Below are 3,575 nucleotides of genomic sequence, written 5' to 3'. Positions count from 1 at the left end.
TACGTTTCAGGTATCTTGGGTCATGCTACTTAACGTTGACCCCGAGCAGGGAACGGGATCCTCACCCACCGCAACGCTTTGCCCACGATACGAATCTGTAGGATCTGCGGCGCTCAAGCCCCGCGAGGAGTTCTGGTTTGAGTTTTGATTGTCTCAGTGCAGACCTTCCTGCACATTCTGCAAACAATTTCAACGAACGGAACCTCGCACTTTTGGTGTTAATATCGCCGCCGCCTACTGTGCGCGACAATTATTCCATCCGGCTGATGCTCAGGGCAATGGTCCTCAAACGCAATGCGATAGCCCGTTGATAGTAGCTTTAGGATCTCATCATGCAAGACTTTGCCATGGGTTCCGATAATAATATTACTCACATTGTTACTCATTTCCTGGACATCAACTGATCTAAACACATCTAACTCTGCTCCTTGTATGTCCATCTTCATAAAATCAATATGCCCCGACACAGCTTCTACCAATTCTTCTATTGTGACCGACTCTACTTCGATGACATTAATCCCTTCCCCGTCATTCTGGAACTTATCACACACAAAACTACCAAAATTTTTATCAGCTAATGATACATGACCTGCCCTTGAGTATACTGCTTTCTTCACTAGCTCAATATCACCCTCGGCTAACCCGTTTAACTTGACAGTTTCTGCGTGACGCTTATGAAAAAAGGGGTTCGGATCGACAGAGATAACACGAAACTTCGGTGAAATTTTCTTTACAAGGACCGAATAGTATCCTAGTGCACTTCCAAGATCTACAAAAACGGGAGCTTTGCTAGGAATGCTTTCCAGTGTAGTGCGGAGCCAATATTCTTCAACCGGCTCATGTAGAGGCGCTGAGCCAAGTTCGCTGTACCGTGTCCGCTGCTCGGCAAGAAGATCACTCGCGTAAACACGAACACCGTTGGAGAATTCGAAGATTTCGGTTTTCGATTGTATGGTCACCACTTTGTCCTTTTTGGATTGGCAGACGCTACCATTGAGACATAGTGCGCCCGAGTCGCTCCGCTTCTAGGCAACGGTCAACGTACGCCTTGGCAGCAAATTCCGCGCGGTAGTGCAACGCGGCGCTTATCGCTCCCAGTCGGTACTTCTCTATGTTGCGCGAAATTTTGGCAAGAGCACTACCGAACTCCCGAACGGTTGTAGCAGCAACACCCGCATCAGAGCCAATCATGCTCGCCGGGTATGTATTGTCGGTAGCGACAATTACCTTACCAAGCGAAACTGCTTCGCTAACGATACCGGATGAGCGGTATTTGTATTCGTGGACTCCATACGGCAATAGGAATACATCGCACGACTGAGCCAAAGCCAAATATTCCGCTTCACTCGTTTCTTTATCGATAAGTCGCACTACATTTTCTGGAAATCCTTTCAGCTTGGTAAGCGCTTCCGCCACCTGCGGGGTATAGCCGACGACTTGCGGTGTTGTCTGAATGAAAAACTTTATAGGTGTATTGGAGCTATCATTGCTCCATCCAAGTTCATTTAGCGCATGTTCAACAATTTTCGGGAGGAGGTGGAATCCTTTTTCAATTCGCGCAGGCCCCAAGTGCGCTACCCGCAAGGCATGACCCTCGCCACTTGGCCGATCGGTTATGGCTCCTGCGGGTTCGTATTCCGGCAGCGGAAGAGGCAGGGTCCCAACTGGCAAACCCCAGAGTGAAGACAAATGCGTCGCAAGCCTAGCGTTTTCGGCGTGAAGATATACCGGATTGCCGATGAATCCAGCGTCCCTCCACCTGTTGATCACCTGATCAATCGGCCGTTCACGCACCCTGTTCGGCATAATACCCGTAGGATCATAGGGAGTGCAGACATGCAGCCGCGGGGCGTCGGCTGCTAAAGTGGCCGCAAGGAATCGATCGATGGCCGCATAAGTCATTCCGTCGGCAGTATGAAACAGTATGCGGTCCGAAAAGCCAAGTTTTAGCGATTTTATGCCGCTAGCCAACTGCTTTGCAAGCACCACATCGGGAGGTTCGGTAGACGAACGGGTATGAGCCCGAGAAATCAATGAGGCGACCATCGCACGTATGCTACCCCCCCGCTTGATAGCATTGTCGGCGGTTTGCCGGTAGGCATCGTAGAGGCTGACCGAAAACAGTGGTCGTATTTGCGCGGACTCCGTGTTTTCGAATTGGGCTTCTCTGTGGCAGAACCATACGGGACGAAAGCCTGACAGACGCGCTGATTCAGTAATTCGCCTTGTAAGGGAATAGTGATGACCCTTGGAATCTCTCAGCGAGGGGTCAGCAATTACGAACCGTGGCAATTTTCTTTCGCGAATTCGCACTAAAAATGATCCCAAACTTCGTCTGCGGCAATCATGTTAAACGGTGGCTTTCTGTAGTGTTCCACCTTCGTGAAGTGTGATCCTGCAGAACCTGCGCCACAATTATGTATCACTCTGACGGCTGTGCGTTTGTGTTTCATACCCCGTAAAGCAGTTAGAAGGCATGTCGTTTCGTCCCAGGCAAAGAACCGCTTGAGCGTGACTGAAGGCTGGCGGCCGGGCGTAACGTCGATGCGTTGGAGTATCTCCTCTGTCATCGCCTCGTGAGTGAAGGCCAGGAAGTCCGCCTCGTCCATCCAGTAGCAGCGGACGAGGTCCGACAGCACTGGCTTCAGCTTAGCTGACGTCGTGCCCCAACCCCACCCTTGAAAGCGGGTGAAGTACTCGGTTTCGTTCGGCAAGCCGAAGGGATGGCCGTAGACGGAGAAGACGTCGTCTTGCTTGGCGATCAGGCCGAGCTCGGCGCGGAAGATCCTGCAGCAATCGCGCGTCGGAAAGCAGTCGTCCTCCAGGAAGAGCATCATGTCGTAGCGGTCCGACATAATGGTCATGGCCTGCAGCATCATCTTGCGGAAGCCTAGATTGCCCGCGCGCCGGTGAATGGCACGGACCGGAAAGCGCGCGGCGACGTCGGCTACCTCGTTGATGATAGCCCGCGCATGAGGCCTTCCTTGGTCGCCGTCAATGAAGACGTGCACGCGGCCGAGCATCTTTTGGTGGCCGAGACTCGTCAGCACCCCTTCCATGAGGTCGGGCCGGTTAAAACCGAACACCGCTACCCCGAAATCGCGGTCGTTCTCATCGAAGACGGTCTGAGGTGGTATCGACCGGAACTGGTCGGGCACCAGCGACACCCATTTCGCAGCCTGCGAGGCGCCCTTCGCCGTCGGCTTGGCGACAGCCCCGACTGCCGCCTGAGGCTTTCCGGCTTCTTCGACGAGCTGGCGTCGCGTCCGGCGGCGGGCGTATAGCAGAGTAATGGGGTTGCCTACGAGCTGCTGCTGCATGGCGGACAGGCGGCTTTTCAGTTGGGTGATGAGCTGCTGACGGTACTCCAGCTCTGCCTGCTGCTGACGACCGACCTCCTCCAGCTCGGCATTCTGCTTCTCAACGCGAAGCGCGCGCTGGAGCCGCTTTTCCGCATCAGTCTTTGCCTCCGCAAGCGCGTTGTCCTTCTCGCGTAGCTTGGCTGCATGCGTATCCTCCTTTTCCGCCCGCTCCTTTCTCAGGTGCTCGGCCACGGCCTTTGCCTCGGCAAGCGC

3 protein-coding genes are annotated in these 3,575 nt (G+C 53.7%); all 3 read right to left on the bottom strand.

Annotated elements, in window-relative coordinates; translation table 11 throughout:
* Positions 1 to 218: 218 nt before the first annotated feature.
* Complete coding sequence (locus G6N73_RS34980; protein ID WP_165034437.1) at positions 219 to 959, bottom strand: FkbM family methyltransferase; 741 nt, start codon at positions 957 to 959, stop codon at positions 219 to 221.
* A 28-nt stretch (positions 960 to 987) separates the two neighbouring features.
* Complete coding sequence (locus G6N73_RS34975; RefSeq protein WP_165034436.1) at positions 988 to 2,046, bottom strand: glycosyltransferase; 1,059 nt, start codon at positions 2,044 to 2,046, stop codon at positions 988 to 990.
* 266 nt (positions 2,047 to 2,312) lie between these two features.
* The coding region (locus G6N73_RS34970; RefSeq protein WP_206079263.1) for a hypothetical protein at positions 2,313 to 3,575 on the bottom strand (1,263 nt) is incomplete at its 5' end.

The organism is Allomesorhizobium camelthorni, assembly GCF_011045125.1.
GTDB lineage: Bacteria > Pseudomonadota > Alphaproteobacteria > Rhizobiales > Rhizobiaceae > Allomesorhizobium > Allomesorhizobium camelthorni.
The sequence above is the reverse complement of the archived record's forward strand: the minus strand, read 5'-3'. Positions and strand labels throughout refer to the sequence as shown.

What these genes read in the sequence shown, in the direction of transcription:
- G6N73_RS34975 (WP_165034436.1), bottom strand. Translation starts at nt 2,046, where the DNA reads ATGGTCGCCTCATTGATTTCTCGGGCTCATACCCGTTCGTCTACCGAA.